At 36.1% G+C, this 15,956-nt stretch carries 15 protein-coding genes and 1 riboswitch; of the genes, 1 reads left to right on the top strand and 14 read right to left on the bottom strand.

Features of this window, described 5'->3' with window-relative positions; translation table 11 throughout:
• Window positions 1–3: 3 nt before the first annotated feature.
• The 12 genes from VQL36_RS04145 to VQL36_RS04090 all read right to left on the bottom strand — a co-directional run bounded on the left by VQL36_RS04145 (window position 4) and on the right by VQL36_RS04090 (window position 11,157).
• On the bottom strand, window positions 4–912 hold the full coding sequence (locus VQL36_RS04145; RefSeq protein ID WP_349248097.1) for an RluA family pseudouridine synthase: 909 nt from the start codon (window positions 910–912) through the stop codon (window positions 4–6).
• Entirely contained in the window at window positions 909–1,478 is a 570-nt protein-coding gene (locus VQL36_RS04140) for a cob(I)yrinic acid a,c-diamide adenosyltransferase (protein ID WP_349248096.1), read from the bottom strand. The genes VQL36_RS04145 and VQL36_RS04140 overlap by 4 nt, the downstream gene beginning before the upstream one ends.
• Window positions 1,475–3,031 (bottom strand): cobyric acid synthase, encoded by a 1,557-nt coding sequence (locus VQL36_RS04135; protein WP_349248095.1) that lies wholly within the window; start codon window positions 3,029–3,031, stop codon window positions 1,475–1,477. Before VQL36_RS04135 ends, VQL36_RS04140 begins: the two co-directional genes overlap by 4 nt.
• On the bottom strand, window positions 3,028–4,095 hold the full coding sequence (cobD, locus tag VQL36_RS04130; protein WP_349248094.1) for a threonine-phosphate decarboxylase CobD: 1,068 nt from the start codon (window positions 4,093–4,095) through the stop codon (window positions 3,028–3,030). Before cobD ends, VQL36_RS04135 begins: the two co-directional genes overlap by 4 nt.
• Window positions 4,096–4,166: 71 nt before the next feature.
• Entirely contained in the window at window positions 4,167–4,994 is an 828-nt protein-coding gene (cobS, locus tag VQL36_RS04125; protein WP_349248093.1) for an adenosylcobinamide-GDP ribazoletransferase, read from the bottom strand.
• The gene (gene cbiB / locus VQL36_RS04120) at window positions 4,967–5,926 is read right to left on the bottom strand and encodes an adenosylcobinamide-phosphate synthase CbiB (protein WP_349248092.1); all 960 of its coding nucleotides are present in this window, start codon (window positions 5,924–5,926) and stop codon (window positions 4,967–4,969) included. Before cbiB ends, cobS begins: the two co-directional genes overlap by 28 nt.
• Before the next feature lie 24 nt (window positions 5,927–5,950).
• Window positions 5,951–6,550 (bottom strand): bifunctional adenosylcobinamide kinase/adenosylcobinamide-phosphate guanylyltransferase, encoded by a 600-nt coding sequence (gene cobU, locus VQL36_RS04115; protein ID WP_349248091.1) that lies wholly within the window; start codon window positions 6,548–6,550, stop codon window positions 5,951–5,953.
• Complete coding sequence (cobT, locus tag VQL36_RS04110; RefSeq protein ID WP_349248090.1) at window positions 6,547–7,617, bottom strand: nicotinate-nucleotide--dimethylbenzimidazole phosphoribosyltransferase; 1,071 nt, start codon at window positions 7,615–7,617, stop codon at window positions 6,547–6,549. Before cobT ends, cobU begins: the two co-directional genes overlap by 4 nt.
• A gap of 54 nt (window positions 7,618–7,671) precedes the next feature.
• Window positions 7,672–8,445, bottom strand: coding sequence for a heme ABC transporter ATP-binding protein (locus tag VQL36_RS04105; RefSeq protein ID WP_349248089.1), 774 nt, complete (start codon window positions 8,443–8,445; stop codon window positions 7,672–7,674).
• Between the two features lie 61 nt (window positions 8,446–8,506).
• Window positions 8,507–9,547, bottom strand: coding sequence for an iron ABC transporter permease (locus VQL36_RS04100; protein ID WP_349248088.1), 1,041 nt, complete (start codon window positions 9,545–9,547; stop codon window positions 8,507–8,509).
• Window positions 9,548–10,561, bottom strand: coding sequence for an ABC transporter substrate-binding protein (locus VQL36_RS04095; protein ID WP_349248087.1), 1,014 nt, complete (start codon window positions 10,559–10,561; stop codon window positions 9,548–9,550).
• Window positions 10,562–10,668: 107 nt separating this feature from the next.
• Window positions 10,669–10,858, bottom strand: a riboswitch (cobalamin riboswitch).
• A gap of 167 nt (window positions 10,859–11,025) precedes the next feature.
• A complete protein-coding gene (locus tag VQL36_RS04090; RefSeq protein WP_349248086.1) occupies window positions 11,026–11,157 on the bottom strand; it encodes a hypothetical protein in 132 nt (43 codons plus the stop codon).
• Between the two features lie 221 nt (window positions 11,158–11,378).
• Between VQL36_RS04090 and VQL36_RS04085 the strand changes: the two genes are divergently transcribed.
• Window positions 11,379–13,133, top strand: coding sequence for an ABC transporter substrate-binding protein (locus VQL36_RS04085; RefSeq protein ID WP_349248085.1), 1,755 nt, complete (start codon window positions 11,379–11,381; stop codon window positions 13,131–13,133).
• A 72-nt stretch (window positions 13,134–13,205) separates the two neighbouring features.
• On the opposite strand, the gene VQL36_RS04080 is transcribed toward VQL36_RS04085, so the two are convergent.
• Window positions 13,206–13,334 (bottom strand): hypothetical protein, encoded by a 129-nt coding sequence (locus VQL36_RS04080; protein WP_349248084.1) that lies wholly within the window; start codon window positions 13,332–13,334, stop codon window positions 13,206–13,208.
• Window positions 13,285–15,951 carry a class III lanthionine synthetase LanKC gene (gene lanKC, locus VQL36_RS04075; RefSeq protein WP_349248083.1) on the bottom strand — a complete coding sequence of 889 codons (2,667 nt, stop codon included), beginning with the start codon at window positions 15,949–15,951 and terminating at the stop codon, window positions 13,285–13,287. Before lanKC ends, VQL36_RS04080 begins: the two co-directional genes overlap by 50 nt.
• Window positions 15,952–15,956: the final 5 nt, after the last annotated feature.

Genomic DNA, 15,956 nt, shown 5'->3' with positions numbered 1-15,956 from the left:
TGTTTATAGCTTCAAATGCTCTATCTCACTCTTCATATCTTTTGGCAGTGATGCAGTAAATTCTACATACTTCCTGGTATTTGGATGGTAAAATGCTAGTTTTGCAGCATGTAAAGCTTGTCGATCCATTTTAGATCCTTCGTTTCCTTCCCCATACATTTTATCTCCTACTAAAGGACAGCCTAGATGTTTCATATGCACTCTAATCTGGTGCGTACGCCCCGTTTCCAACCATAATCGAACCATAGAAGCTGATTCATACTCTTCTTCCACCTTATAATAAGTAACAGCTGGATAGCCATGATCTGTCACAATTCTAAGATGCGGCTGTTCAGAATCTCTATCGATAGGGGCATTAACTGTGCCTTTTAAGTCAGGTAAATGACCACTTACTATGGCAACATACTCTTTTTTCACCTGATTATGAATCATTTGTTCAGAGATTTGCTGGTGTACATATGGATTTTTCGCGATAGCGAGTACACCTGAAGTCTCTTCATCCAACCTATGAATCGGTCTAAAGCGATAATTCTCATTCTTTTGCATCCAGTGATAAACTACTCCGTTTGCCAATGTATTTGCTTTATGTCCATGTGTTGGGTGTACAATGATTCCTGCTTGTTTATTTAAAATTAATAAAAAGTCATCCTCATATATTATGTTTAAAGGAATGTTCTGTGGTTCTATATATTGGGATGTTTCCTGTTCCAAATGTATTTCTATAAGGTCTCCAGTATTTACTCTTATGTTTATGAATTCCCTTTTTCCATTCACCGTCACACCTTTTTCAGTAAGTTTGATGCGTGACAATAATCTGCGTGAAATGTTCAGCTTTTCTCTTAACACACTTTTTAAGATCCAACCATGTTCATCAGGTTGAACGATATATGCAATCGGTTTATAATAATTCATTTTCTCTTACGGAACACCTCTGCGCTGCGAATATATTCTACATCAGATAAATCTTCACGAACATTAGCTGTTCTTGCAACCGTAAAAAACAAATCTGAAAGCCGATTTAAATATTTGCGTACTTCATGATTAATCTCTTGTTCTTTTGCTAACGTTACTACACGACGTTCTGCTCTACGACATACGGTGCGGCATACATGCAATGAAGATGAAACTTGACTTCCCCCAGGGAGAATAAATCTTTTAATATCCTCAGTTTCTTCATCGTACAGATCAATCCACTTTTCCAACTGATCCACCATCTCTTTTTTCACTTTAAACTCACGAATACCGGGTTTGTAAATAGCTAAATCAGAAGCACAGTCAAACAATTCATGCTGTATTTGTAGCAGATGAGGTATCATGTCTGGATATTTTTCTTCCTTCATTAAACTAATCGCACTGCCCACAAAGCAGTTCAACTCATCCACTGTTCCATAAGCTTCTACTCTAATATTATCCTTGTCTACTCTGCCGCCAATGACACTTGTTTTCCCTTCATCACCTGTTCTTGTATAAATGTTCATTTGATCCCCTCCTCAATAATTTGATAAACCTTTTCCATATTTAAATAAAGTCTAACATGATCTGCAAGTCGATCAAAAGCTTCTTCCCGTTTATTTTTGTAAGAAATCGTTTCTTTTAATTCAGTCCAGCCTTTATGAATCCTTACATTGTTTAACCAATTTCTACGAAAAACATCATTATCTAATATGCCATGAATGTAGGTGCCGATCACCTTGCCATTGTCTGATACAACACCATCATTATGAAATGAATGCTCATAATTACCAGCTAGACGAATTTGGAAAGCATGCTGAACAGGTTGTAAAAATAGTGTGGTCCCCATATGGATTTCGTATCCTTCAATTTTAATAGGATCTGAATGTTTAAAATGAATCTGATCGTTAAAATGTAATAGGGTAGTCCCTTCCACTCTTTCCGTTCGTTTATTTTGAATAAATGTTGTTTCAGTGGGAAATAAACCCATACCATTCAATTCTGAGACATCTGATTCAAAGTGATGCGGATCTAATAATTTTTCTCCCATCATTTGATATCCTGCACAGATACCTAATAAAAAACCACCTTGTTTTACATATTCGGTCAGTTTTTCCTCTATTCCTGTTTCACGTAGATATAGTAAATCCTGTAAAGTGTTTTTGCTGCCCGGAATAATCACTAGATCTGGAGTACCCCAGTCATCTAAATGTTCTATATACCTTAAATGAACGTCTGATTCTTCAAGTAATGGATCAAAATCTGTGAAATTAGAGATTCTAGGCAATTTGATGACAACAACATCAAGCTGGTCTTCTAGTTTTTGGGTAGATTTTATTTTCATATCCAATGAAGCACCATCTTCGTCTTCAAGACCTAGATGATGAAGATATGGAATAACACCTAGTACAGGTTTATTAGTTTTATTTTCTAACCAATCAATTCCAGATTGCAAAAGTGAAATATCTCCACGGAATTTATTAATGATAAATCCGCTCACTCTATTTCTTTCCTCAGGCGTTAAGATCTCCAATGTACCGACTATGGATGCAAAAACTCCCCCACGGTCAATATCTGCTACAAGAATAACTGGGGCATCTGCCCACTTAGCTAATCTCATATTTACGATATCTCGATCTTTTAAGTTCACCTCAGCAGGACTACCTGCCCCTTCAATCGTTATCAAATCATATTTTTCACGTAATCTATGCAAAGAATCTTTCACAATACCTTCAGCAGTATGTAAATATTGTTCTCGATAACTTCTTGCATCTAAATCCTTATAAGGTTTGCCATGAACAACAACCTGTGACACCATATCTTGTTTAGGTTTTAACAAAATCGGATTCATGTCTGTCGTAGCTACTGTGTAACATGCATCAGCCTGCATTCCTTGTGCACGACCTATTTCTTTCCCATCTAGGGTTACATAAGAATTTAGAGACATATTTTGCGATTTATAAGGTGCCACCTTGTTCCCATCTTGATAAAAGATCCGACATAAGGCAGTTGTGATTATACTTTTCCCTACATCTGACGCTGTTCCCTGAAGCATGATCGTATTTGCTAATTTTTTCATAATAACACCTGCTTGATCTCAGATATAAACCTCTCATTGTGTTCTCGTAAACGAATAGCGATTCTACAAAAAGTAGAATTTAGCCCTTTAAATAAAGATGCGTCCCGAACCAAAACCCCTCTGTGAGCTAATTTTTCCTGTAACTGTTTCACATCGTTTAAAGGGGGGAGTTGTATTAACAAGTAATTCGTATCACTTGGATAAACTTTTATATCTAAACCAGATAATTGATTAGTAAACCATAATCTCTCTTGAAGAAGCCAGTTTTTTGTTTTTTCTATATAAGGATGATCTTGCAATACAGAAATACCAATAGATTGTGCCAATGTATTCACACTCCACTGAACTTGTAAGGATTTGATTTTCTCAATCCACTCTGGATGTGCAATCATGAACCCTAAACGTATTCCTGGAACGGCAAAAAATTTGGTCATGGAGCGAATGACAAAGAGGTTATTACTTTGATAAGCTTGGTTCATTAAACTGACTTGTTTTTCTTCTGGTACAAAATCAATAAAAGCCTCATCTAACACAATCGGGTGATTCAAATTTAATAAAAGTTGTAAAACAGACTGAGAAATTAATCTCCCTGTTGGATTGTTTGGATGTCCTAAAAAGAAAAGATCACAATAATTTGCTGCATATTGAATATCAGATTCTTGCAGTTCAAATTCATTATTTTCTTTTAAATAAATATCAAACGTTTCCCTATTTATCTTTGAAATCGCTTCCTCATACTCAGAAAAGCATGGTCTTGCCAAAGCGGTTACTTTTGGAACGATGGCACGAATCGTTAAATCTATCAGCTCTGCCGCTCCGTTCCCTACTAATATACTTTCTACAGGGACATCATAGAAATCTGAGATCGTTTGACGAAGCTTTCTTACTGCAGGGTCAGGATAATGAACAAGCTCCTTCCAAGTTTCTGTTAAAATGCTTTCTACAGAAGTCGGACACCCCCAAGGATTCATGTTAGAACTAAAATCAATAAATTGTTCTTTTGCATATCCATAAGTTTCTGCTGCCGTAACTAAATCCCCGCCATGTCCGTATTGTTCCAACATCATTTCTCCTCCTCTTTATGTCCTGCGACAATCCTTATCTCTGTAGCAGATTTTATTTCAATCTTCTTCTATTACATTAGTTTTTCTGCGTAAATCACAAGACTCATTAAAAGTACTACTTCAACCAATTCATTGATCGCCCCGTATGTATCTCCTGTTAATCCACCTAACTTTTGGTACAATGCATGAGATATAACCCACATCGTGATTGTAGATATTAAAATCAGTACTATTATCAATATGAGGACTTCTGTCCAAGAATCATGTATAGGTAGGAAGTTGTACATTATGAGAGAAATAACCAGAGCGTTGATCATAGATAAAACAGCATAAACAAAAGGAATACGGCTCACATCAGTGCCAAAACCTTTTTCTTGTCTAGCATATGGATACCATTTTGCAGCTAGAACCATCATCAAACGGCTCCAAATCGGGATGAATAAAATATAACTTAATATAGAGGTGTGTTGTTCATTTTCTAATAAAGAAAATAGAAGTGTCATTTTGAAAATAAGATAACATACACAAACAATTACACCCATGGCTCCAACTCGACTATCTTTCATGATCTCCAACATTTTATTCTTTGAACGATAACTTAATATGCCATCCGCTGTATCCATTAAACCATCCATATGTAGTCCACCAGAACTGACCAACCAAATTATACATATCAATACTGCTGAAGGAGCAGAAGGTAATACACTAGGAACAACATAAGATATAAACCACAAAAGCAACCCAATAATAAATCCAGCAAAGGGATAAAAAACAACACTTTTTTGAATGATATTGCGTTCGTAAGGAACATTTATAGGAATCGGGAATCTAGTTAAAAATTGTAGAGCACATATAAAAGCTTGAAACCAGCTTATAAATAATTGAACAATAATCCGCACAAGATCCCCCCTGCACATAATACACTCACTCCGTTAAGAATATGTATGGAATGTAAAATATCATTACGATTCAGATCACGTAAAGCTACTCCCATTCTTGCTCGTTCACTTACGATTCCCTCGTACATATTCCTACCTCCTAATTGAATCCCCAGAGCTCCTGCTACAGCAGATTCGGGGATACCACTGTTAGGACTTGGATGTTGATGTGCAAACTGTTGAATTGCTTTCCATGCCCTTAGACTATTGAAATTTTTATTAAATAAGGATACCACTACGATAAGAAAACCTGTAAATCTAGCAGGTATCCAATTTAAAAGATCATCAAATCGCGCAGAAGCCCAACCATAATGTTCATATTTATCATTTTTATAACCTACCATTGAATCTAGTGTGTTAGTTGCACGATACAACATCGCTAGGGGAGCGGCACCCATTAAAGCATAAAATAAAGGGGAAATCACAGCATCTACAATGTTTTCAGAGACGGTTTCAACAGTAGCTCTTGTGATTTCTTCTTCAGATAAATGATCTGTATCTCTACCTACGATGTACCCTACATATTTTTTCGCATCTGATAAATCCCCATGCTTTAAAGGAGTATATACTAACAGTGCTGCTTCCTTTAACCCCTTTATAGCAATGGTTGCAGCGATCAGCCAAACATTTGCAATATAACCTAACCAAGGGTGGATAAACTGAAGTCCAAAGGTGATGATGGAGGTTGAAATAGTAGTCAGTAACAATACAACAACAATCAACCAAATACCTAAACTTTTACTTTTCCCGTACCAACGATTCTCGATTGTTTTAATCATTTGCCCTATTAAAATCACTGGATGAGGTAACCACTTTGGATCACCGATGATCCAATCAACCATCATAGCCGCAGCTAACATCCAAAGGATTTCTTCTATTGAATAAAACAACACGCTATTCATACTCCTTTTAAAAAATCAATATAAGAACTGTCTACTTTTTAATTCTATTGGAATCCCGACTGTTACCAAAAATACTTGATCACAAATTTCTGCTATTTTTTGATTCATTACTCCAGCAAGATCTCTATATAAACGACCTAAAGGATATTCAGGAACAATCCCATCTCCTACTTCGTTTGTAACTAAAATGACATCTCCATTAAATTGCTTTAACGATGTGATTAACATCTCCATTTTTCGAATTACTTTCTGCTGTAATTCCACTTTTGCTGCTTCTTTAGCTTTTCCTGAGTGATTTTGTTTTAGTTGATCTTCAAAGCATAACAACCAATTAGATAACCAAAGGGTTAAACAATCTACAAGTACAAATTTTTTAGAATCACTTTTGTTCATTGTTTCTAAGCATTGATCTATGTCATAAGGTTCTTCTATCGTTTCCCAAGAAAAATCAGTTTGTTCTCGCCTAGTTTTATGTAATTCAATTCTATTACTCATCTCTTCGTCATAAATTTGGGAGGTTGCTATATACACTCCATGATTTGCTATCGTAGCTGAATATTTTTCTGCAAAAGAGCTCTTACCACTTCTTGCCCCACCTGTAACTAGTATAATCATGGATTGGTCGTTTCTTCATTTGCACCAGATACTCCAGCACTTTGAAAAGTTGCCATTTCAGACATTATATTTAATGCTGCATCCACTAACTGAAAACATAAAGCAGCGCCCGTTCCTTCTCCTAATCTCATATCCAAATGCAACATCGGTGTCAAACCCATCTCTTGCAACATGAACTGGTGACCTTGCTCCTGAGACAAGTGTGAAGAAATCATATATTGTACTGTTATAGAACATAAATTGTAAGCAATCAATGCTGCAGATGATGAAATAAACCCATCAATGATGACAGGAATACGAGATTTTGCCGCTCCTAAAATGACTCCAACCAAGCCAGCAATTTCTAAACCTCCTACTTTTGTAAGCACATCAAGTGCATCCTTTTGATCAGGTCGGTTGATTTGAAGTGCTTGCTTAACTACACTTTGTTTATGATTCCACTGCTCATCGTTAATGCCTGTGCCTCTCCCTACTGCTTGTTCAATACCAATCTCGGTTAATGCAGCTAGAATAGCAGCGCTCGCAGTCGTATTTCCAATTCCCATTTCCCCAGTTGCTATTAATCTATAACCCTTTTCTACTAAATCCTCCACTACTTGGACACCAACTAATATAGCTTGTACAGCTTCTTCTTTACTCATTGCTGACTGCTTTGCCATATTATTCGTACTCGGTTTTACCTTTTTACTAATAAGATCAGGATGCTGTAGCGATTCTTTCACACCAATATCTACACAAAAAACTTCTGCTCCTGCTTGTCGTGCCAAAACATTAATCGCCGCGCCACCATTTAAAAAATTGTAAACCATTTGAGGTGTAACCTCTTGAGGAAATGCACTAATTCCTTCTTCACAAACGCCATGATCTCCCGCCATCACTATGACTGCCTTTTTACTTAAATCTGGTATTAATTGTTCTGTAATACCCGACAGTTGTTTGGCCAAGTCTTCTAGTTTCCCCAAACTTCCAGGAGGTTTAGTTAATTGATTTAGATGGTTTAATGTTTTTAAAATTTCTTCCTCATTTAATGGTTTAATTTCTTGGATGATTTGATTAAGTTCTTGCATTATACTCACCTCTTAAATTAATTTATTTTATGCTAATTCAAAAAAATTTTGGTTTTATTTTGACTTTAATAATAATTGGGGCACATGTAATTGTGGATGGGTAAAGATGATCGGTTCTGTACCGTAAACCTGTGAAATCAACTCAGATTTTAAAACTTCTGAAGGAGTGCCTACTTTAACGATCTCTCCTTCGTGTAAAAGCAATAATCGATCACAATACATCGCCGCTAGATTCAGATCATGCAACACTGAAATTACAGTTAATTGATTTTGCAGCTGCCAGTTACGTATGTAGTCCATCATCTGTACCTGATGGCCGATATCCAAATATGTAGTTGGTTCATCTAACATTAATATTCGAGGTTGCTGTGCCATTATCTTCCCTAAAGCTACTCGTTGTCTTTCACCACCACTAAGCTGTTCTAAAGTACGATTTTTTAAGGGCTCAATTTCAAGCTTTTCCATGATATCTGTAACTAGTTGTTCAGTATTTTGCTTCTCTGTCCCCATCCAGTTTTGATAGGGATACCTCCCCATCTCTACGACTTCACGAACTGAAAAACCCACCAAAGGCAATGCTTCTTGCTGAAGTACCCCTATCCATTTGGCTAGATGTTTTCTAGAATAAGTATACATCTCATTTCCATTTATTTGAATGGTTCCTTTATTCGATTTTTCAATCCCTGAACATAACTTAAGTAGGGTAGATTTCCCACTTCCATTTGGTCCAATAATGCCAAAACTCTCTCCTTTTTCAACTCGAAAAGATATATCTTTAATGATATTCCTATTATCATATGTTTTACTTACATGTTGTACTTGGATCATAAATCTCTCTACCTCTTCATCAAAAAGTTAATGTCATTACAGAAAAAGGTTGTCTCAACGTTTAAGAATGATTGGTCATTTTCTTATTTTTAGATAATAGATATGCAAAAAATGGAGCTCCAATAAAAGCAGTAATCACACCTAGTGGAATTTCTTGAGGACTTAATAACATTCTAGCAATCGTATCTGCCCACAATACATAGATTGCTCCAAATAGAACCGATAGTGGTAAAATCAGTCGATAGTCAGGACCAACTAATAAACGAATTAAATGAGGAACAATTAAACCTACAAACCCTATTACACCTGCTACAGAAACGGCTGCAGCTGAGATTAAGGTTGAGAAAATAAGCACGATCCACTTCGAACGATCTACGTTCACACCAAGATGTGCTGCTTGTCGTTCACCTAAGGCAAATAGATTCAACACTCGACCATATCCTAACAGAACAATTAATCCTATGAATAAATAAGGAAATAATATAATGGAAAATTCCCAACCTCGCAATGCTAAACTACCCATTAACCAAAATACAATACGATTAATTACATCATCTGATAATGTGATCATAAAAGAAACAATGGAGCCCAAAAATGCCTGAACAACAACACCTGATAAGATCACTGTTTCTATACGGAACTTACCCTGTATACCTGCTAATTTAAATACAAACAACAAGCTTAGTATTCCTGATAGAAAAGCAACAATTGGCACTGTCCATTGACCTAACCATAAAAATTGAATGCCAAACAAGATTAAAAATGCAGCTCCTACTGAAGCTCCTGTAGCTACTCCTAAAGTAAAAGGATCAGCAAGTGGATTCCTTAATACACCTTGAAAACCAGCACCAGCTAAAGATAAACAAGCACCAACAAGAATACCGAGAGTAATGCGAGGAAATCTTACTTCTAATATTATTTTTTCTGATGATATTGGCCAATCCACAGAGATATGCTGTCCTACAAAAGGAAGTTGATGCAACAAAATACGCCAAACCTGTAACAATGGTATATGTGCTGAACCCATTGATAAACTTACCACGATGGAAAGAAGAAGCAGCAGTATACCTGCTCCTCCCCATATTATTAATTTATGTTTCATTTATTTCACCAATTCTGGATAAATTCCTTTAGCAATTTCTAATAAACCTTGTGTTATTCGAGGTCCTGGACGACTAATTAAATCATCGTTCACCCCTATTAAACTATCTTCTTTAATTGCTGCGATTTCACTCCATCCGCTACGCTCTGTAATCACAGGTTTCAAATCCATATATTTTGTCGTATAAATGATAACATCTGGATTATCTTCGATGATCTTTTCTTCACTAATTTGTAACCAGCCTAATTGATCTGCTGCTACATTAATTCCACCTGATAACTCAATTAATTCATTCATAAACTCACCACTACCCACTGTCCAGCCTTCTGAAAACTCAAGATATACTTTCTTTTTATCTGCTTCAGAAATCCCTGATACAGCTTCTACTACTTGTTGTTTTTCATCAGCCATTTGTGTGACTACAGTTTGAGCTGCATCATTTTCACCTGTAACTAGACCTAGTAATTGAATGTCATCTATCACTTCATCAATAGAATTAGGTTCAATTGTAAACACTTGAATATCAAGTTCAGCCAATCCTGTAATAATCGCTTCATTTAAAGATAGTCCTCCAATCACAAGGTCTGGCTCAGCTGCTAAAATCGCTTCTGTATTTCCATCCAAAATACCACCAATTTTAGGTTTTGTTGTGGCTTCTTCTGGGAAATCGTCAAATTCAGTAACACCTACTATATTTTCATCTAATCCTAGTGCAAATAAGATTTCTGTTACACTCGGTGCAAGGGATACGATACGTATAGGTTTTTGTTCAAAGATAATTTCGTTACCTGCAGCATCTGTAACCGTTAATGGATATATCGTTTCACTGTTTTCTGTATTTTCAGCAACTATATTCTCAATTTCTTCTTGAGTTGAATCATTACTTTCTACTGCTTCATTCTGTGATCCATGTTCTTGATCTGTCTTTTCACTTACTTCGCTTGGGTTGTTACCACATGCAGCTAAGCTGAATGCTAATACAAACACAAGTAAAATCATTAATATCTTCTTCATTTTCTCCACCCTTTTTTATGTATGTGTATATATAAAAGCCCTTTATCCGTGTAGAATAAAGGGCATACTAAACCTTTCGATTTGCAGCTTCCTTTTCCTCGAAGGATTATCGCATCTAAATTATAGGCAGGTCTCCTGACTCATGAGCACTGACTTCCTCCCCTTCCCATTCAGTAGAACAGTGGCATACTGAGGTCGTCCTCATTTACAGTGGCGGGACCGTGTCGGATTCACACCGAGCTTCCCTTTTAACCTAATAAAACAATTTTCATAGGCACCTATCATTTTTTTATATTAAATTTTATATATCATAACTACTGCAATCTCTTAGATCATTATATGTTAATTTAAGTGACTTGTACAATGCTTTTTAACTGTACACAGAAAAGTGCGCATCGATTAAATATCGACACGCACTGTCCGAATAGATTTTTAATATTTATTTTTAAAGATGGGGATTATTATCACCCTCCCCCTCCTCCTGAACCACAGCATTGTTGGCTAGTAAGCTCGATAGTTTTAAATTCATATGAATGGATACTGCTCAATTGAAAAATCACTAATGTAATAAATAAAACCTTTAAAATCTTCTTCATATCGCAAGACCTCCATGTCAGTTCTTCTTAATTGTTCTTGTAACTCTCATTCAACATACTTAAATTTGTAACTGTTAGGTTTATATTTATAATTTTCCCTGCAACTGATATAATTGTATAAATAATTACTACGACTAAAAAGGATGAAAATTCCCGTGATTTTCATCCCTTTTATAAACTTATAAGATATATACTTTAATATTCTATGAGGGGTAACAATAATGAAACTAATCGAACATTACCTTATCTTAAATTCAGCTTATGCAACTCAAAAAAATGGTGTTGAGTTTGAAACTACGCTGAGTGAAATCATAGATATCCTCGGTTGTAGTCAGCCAAATGCAAAAGGGGTTTTAAATCGATTAAAAAAACAAGGATGGATACGATGGAAGCCAGGGCGTGGTCGAGGATACAGATCCCGTATTAACTTTCAACTTTCTCTGTTTGATGGCATTAAGATGTATGTATCGGAACAGCTAGCACAAGATCATTTCAAAGAAGGAATGGAGTTCCTCCACTCTTTATCCATCCCTACCCAAATTCATAGTTTCTTAGGGCAATATCTAGAAGAATGGTTTGGTTTTCAAACAGAAGGGGAAAAAGAATTAAAGCACATCTTACGTATACCCATGTACAGAAATCTCATTTCTTTAGATCCCGCCCAAGTCTCTACAGCATTCGAATACCATTTTGCCGGTCAAATTTACGATACATTGCTTCGTATTGATTCAACTACAAAACAAATTTACCCACACCTTGCTCTCGGTTGGGATACCCCAAACGAAAAGGAGTGGATCTTTTACCTGCGTAAAGGAATTCGGTTTCACCACGGTAGACTATTAACATCAGAAGATGTAATTTATACTTTCCAACGTGTACTAGACTCTTCTGTCAGCGTCTTCTATTGGCTGAGGCACTATTTGAACAAGGTAGAATCATCAGGAGACCATACTGTCATTTTCCATTTCAAACAACCTTTCCCTTTTTTCCCAAACATCTTGAGTTCTAACAAAGCCTCCATCGTTCCATATGATGTCGATTTCAAACAACAAGTCGTGGGTACAGGACCTTTTTTTGTTCGTTCATTCTCTACAGAAAAGTTAATATTGGAAGCTTTTGATCATTATTTTAAGGAACGAGCTTGGTTGGATCGAGTAGAAATTTTCCGTTTTCCAGAGGAGCTACAAGGCAGGTTTTCTTACAAGATGACCACTAGAAATGTAGATTCTTTGGAGGTGCAAGAAAAAACAGTGAATCAGCATGTAACGATTACACAATTAATTATTTTTCAAACAAAAAAACCAGGTCCACAACAACACCCAGCATTTAGAAGAGCAATTCGCCTTGCACTTGATCGAAACACGATGATTAATGATACAACCATGAAGGAAGTTCAGCCTGCAGACAGCTTTTTACATACTCGTAGTAAAAAGAAAGTTTTTCCTTCCTATACACTATCAGAAGCACAGGAAGCACTCAAAGAAAGTGGATATTCTGGTGAAACCCTAACGATGTTTATTCCTTCTCTTCAATGGAGAGAGAACGCACTTTGGATTCAGTCCCGTTGTAATCAAATTGGAGTATCTTTAGAACTCCAACCTCTTGATCTTAAAAAGACACTCCAAAAGGAATTTTTCCAACAAGCGCATCTTATTATGATAAATGTAATATTAGTTGGTGATTCGGAAATTAATTTGATTGAACCATTTGGTAATAACAGCTTATATCGTCAAGTGTTCACTCTTGAAGAGAATCAACAAATGGATAGGTTTACGGATCGATTTATTAGTGGGAAAACGACAAATGAACGTCTTTCTATTTGGTGTGAAATGGAAGATTGGTTCCGCCAAGAAAACCTCATCCTTTTCCAGTTTCACTTCAAAGAAGAAACTGCTTACTCAAGTAACCTTCAAGGGTATAAATTCGGAAGTTTAGGAATGTATGACTTTCACAATCTTTGGATTAAAGATAAATAATAACTATAAAAAAGTAACCCCATTGATGATTTATCCATGAGGTTACTACAAACAAATATACTACATCATTAGTTATTTTTTAGAACTAATTTTAATTACAGTATCTCCTCCGTCAATTACAGGGTATGTTTCACTAGGTACCATAAAAAATTTACTGTCTTTCTTGGCTTCTAATTGTTGAAGAACTAATACTTGATTCAAAAAAATCACCTCCTTTCAATACAGAGTTACTCCCCTCAGTGTTGCAATATGAAGAGAATAACTTTGAAATATTTGGTAGTGGCAACCAGGTAAATCCATAAGAATTGACTTCGTTGAGGGCAAGCAGCATCCCCGACGCTCCTGAAAAAATGTCTCCAGAGAGTCTGTAATTGAAGTCTCCAGGAACAAAGAGTTCATTCTCATCTCCAAGCAAATAAAGATTCATTGTCTCTAATGTCTTAGTTAAATAAGCTTTGTCATCTTGTAAATCTAATTCCATATCCACAGCATTAGCACCTATGATAAGTCCTGCCAATCCACGAAATAGCCCTGGGCTGTATAAACACCTTTGAATAGAACACATCCCTATTCCTCTGAGTTCATCATCCCACTTTTTACTTCTTAGTAGATGACGTAGTTCAATCATCGCTAGACCAATCCCCACGCTTCCTCCATCAAGTTGAGAAACAAAACGTGAATCTTCTTTAAATTGGTATAACCCTGTATCTTCTAGAACACAATGATTCGTATCCTTTTCAATAGCACGCATGGATAACATCAACCAGTTCTCGTCCCAAGTGATCCTATACAATGCACTAAAAAACAACGATACTCCCGACCACCCTTCAATAAGCCCAAATGGAACTGCATCAAGTTCATTCGATTTTATCTCAATCTCCCGTTCAAGAAGGGATTCCAACCGATAACCAATAGCTACTGCTTTTTCAAAAAATGCCTCAAAACTACTTAATGTTGATGCAGATAATAAGGAGAGTCCAATACCAGCTAACCCAGTTTTAAGAGATATGTCTTCAGAATCTAATTGACTTTGAATTGAATGATATACAGCCTTAGATTCATTTACCAATCCTATTTCATACAGAACCCCAGCAATCCCAGCTTTTCCAGTAAAAAGCCCATCGTCCAATTGGTCAATATATTTAAAATCACTGAACTTTACAGCCCATTCCGTAGCTTTCTTTGGTAATGCACCAGTGCGAGCTAGAGCCATTACTACTCCAAACCCGCCTGTTAAGACATTGAGGAGTCCGGAAGATGATTCAAATTGACGAATATCCCCAGGTAAAAGCCTTATTCCTGCTCTGAGATCATGAACAATCCCTTTTCTTAGTTTTGAGATAACTTCTGGCAAGTCATCTTTATCCAAATATTTCAGAGGTGAAGATAAGATGCTAACCAATGGTTTAACAGATCGTTTACTACATTCAGCCTCAACATCTTCTATGATTTTGATCGCTTCTTCACCAAAATGTTTCATAATCCATTGGTCGTGTTTCTTTAATATACTCTCAGACATATCTTGAACGGGTCCAATAGGAACAAACACATATCTAGTTATACGTAAAAGTGCAAACCAATCAATCTGTTCTCTTGTTGAATCTTCTGCACCAGTAAAACCAGGAGTCATCAAACCTGAATTTTCCGTATCAGCTAAGTCATCACTTGCAGCTTCAAAATCAATAAGCTTTACACGATTTGACGTAGTAATCATTATGTTAGATGGTTGCAAGTCCCCTATACCAATACCTCGTGAATGAACATCTTCCACTGCTTTCTTTAGCTGTTTTAAGATAGGAATCACAATCTCACAATAATCTTTTGCATCTTGACTTCTAGAAAAAGGATAAAATGATGACAGCCAATCTTTCAATGAAGTTCCAGGGATATACTCTTCAACGAGAAATATATGTTCCCATTCTTGGAATAATTCCCGATATTCCACAACATTCCCCAACCCTTTAAGGTGTTCAAGAATCGCAGCCTCATGTTTTAAACGTTCAATTGCATCCCTACCATGACCATCAAGACCCGCCTCTGGTCTCCCTTCTTTCAAAACTACTTGTACTCCAGAATGAATGTGATCTGCTAAATACACACCACCACCATTGCTAAAATGTAAAGCTGACTTGATATTGTATTTACTAAGTTCTGAGTTGACTGACTGCATTCTTTCTTGATCCTTCGTCATATCTTTAATCGCTTCAGGTTCTTCTATAAAATCCGGGACTACATAGGATGTACCTCGAGAGTCAGGAATATATTCACCAGATGGAGTTTTTATAGCTAGAATCTTAGATGCACCATCCTTAATATACATTTCTTCAAAAGCTCCATAGCGAAAATATACATTCCCATCGATCCATCTTTTATCACTTAGTATATAGGGTCCTTTAGGAATATCTTTTAATAATTTGTGAAGATGATCTAATAGGAATAGAAATTGTGATTCATCTATGGGGTAAATTGTAATAAATTTACCCGAGCTGCCTCTGTCACCATACTTTGAATTTTTCAGCAATAAATCTCTTAAGTTCGAAACATATTTGAAAGGAACAGATTGGTCGAAAAGGAAGGAAGAAGTGATATCTAACGTATGTTGGGCTTCATATGTTGTTGAACTAATATGAATCTTCCAACCTTGAATGGGTAATTTAATGTTAGTTGGAAAGTAATAAGTCCAATGACTATTAAGCCTAATTTCCCAAGATTCAGGATGAGAAGGAACATTCAACTTTGAATCGTCTTCTAAATTTTCTTCTGGAGTTTTGTAATATTTTTCTTTAGGAAAAACATATTTAATATACCTCAAATCCATTTTTT

The organism is Chengkuizengella sp. SCS-71B (genome assembly GCF_040100845.1).
In the GTDB taxonomy this organism is placed as follows: Bacteria; Bacillota; Bacilli; order Paenibacillales; family KCTC-33759; genus Chengkuizengella.
This window is presented reverse-complemented; position numbering and strand designations above follow the sequence as displayed.

Coding starts and splice junctions, on each gene's coding strand:
- VQL36_RS04105 (WP_349248089.1), bottom strand. CDS start 8,445: ATGATCCAAGTACAACATGTAAGTAAAACATATGATAATAGGAATATC.
- VQL36_RS04135 (WP_349248095.1), bottom strand. CDS start 3,031: ATGAAAAAATTAGCAAATACGATCATGCTTCAGGGAACAGCGTCAGAT.
- VQL36_RS04140 (WP_349248096.1), bottom strand. CDS start 1,478: ATGAACATTTATACAAGAACAGGTGATGAAGGGAAAACAAGTGTCATT.
- VQL36_RS04090 (WP_349248086.1), bottom strand. CDS start 11,157: ATGAAGAAGATTTTAAAGGTTTTATTTATTACATTAGTGATTTTTCAA.
- lanKC (WP_349248083.1), bottom strand. CDS start 15,951: ATGGATTTGAGGTATATTAAATATGTTTTTCCTAAAGAAAAATATTAC.
- VQL36_RS04095 (WP_349248087.1), bottom strand. CDS start 10,561: ATGAAGAAGATATTAATGATTTTACTTGTGTTTGTATTAGCATTCAGC.
- cobD (WP_349248094.1), bottom strand. CDS start 4,095: ATGTTGGAACAATACGGACATGGCGGGGATTTAGTTACGGCAGCAGAA.
- cobT (WP_349248090.1), bottom strand. CDS start 7,617: ATGCAAGAACTTAATCAAATCATCCAAGAAATTAAACCATTAAATGAG.
- cobU (WP_349248091.1), bottom strand. CDS start 6,550: ATGATTATACTAGTTACAGGTGGGGCAAGAAGTGGTAAGAGCTCTTTT.
- VQL36_RS04100 (WP_349248088.1), bottom strand. CDS start 9,547: ATGAAACATAAATTAATAATATGGGGAGGAGCAGGTATACTGCTGCTT.
- VQL36_RS04085 (WP_349248085.1), top strand. CDS start 11,379: ATGAAACTAATCGAACATTACCTTATCTTAAATTCAGCTTATGCAACT.
- VQL36_RS04145 (WP_349248097.1), bottom strand. CDS start 912: ATGAATTATTATAAACCGATTGCATATATCGTTCAACCTGATGAACAT.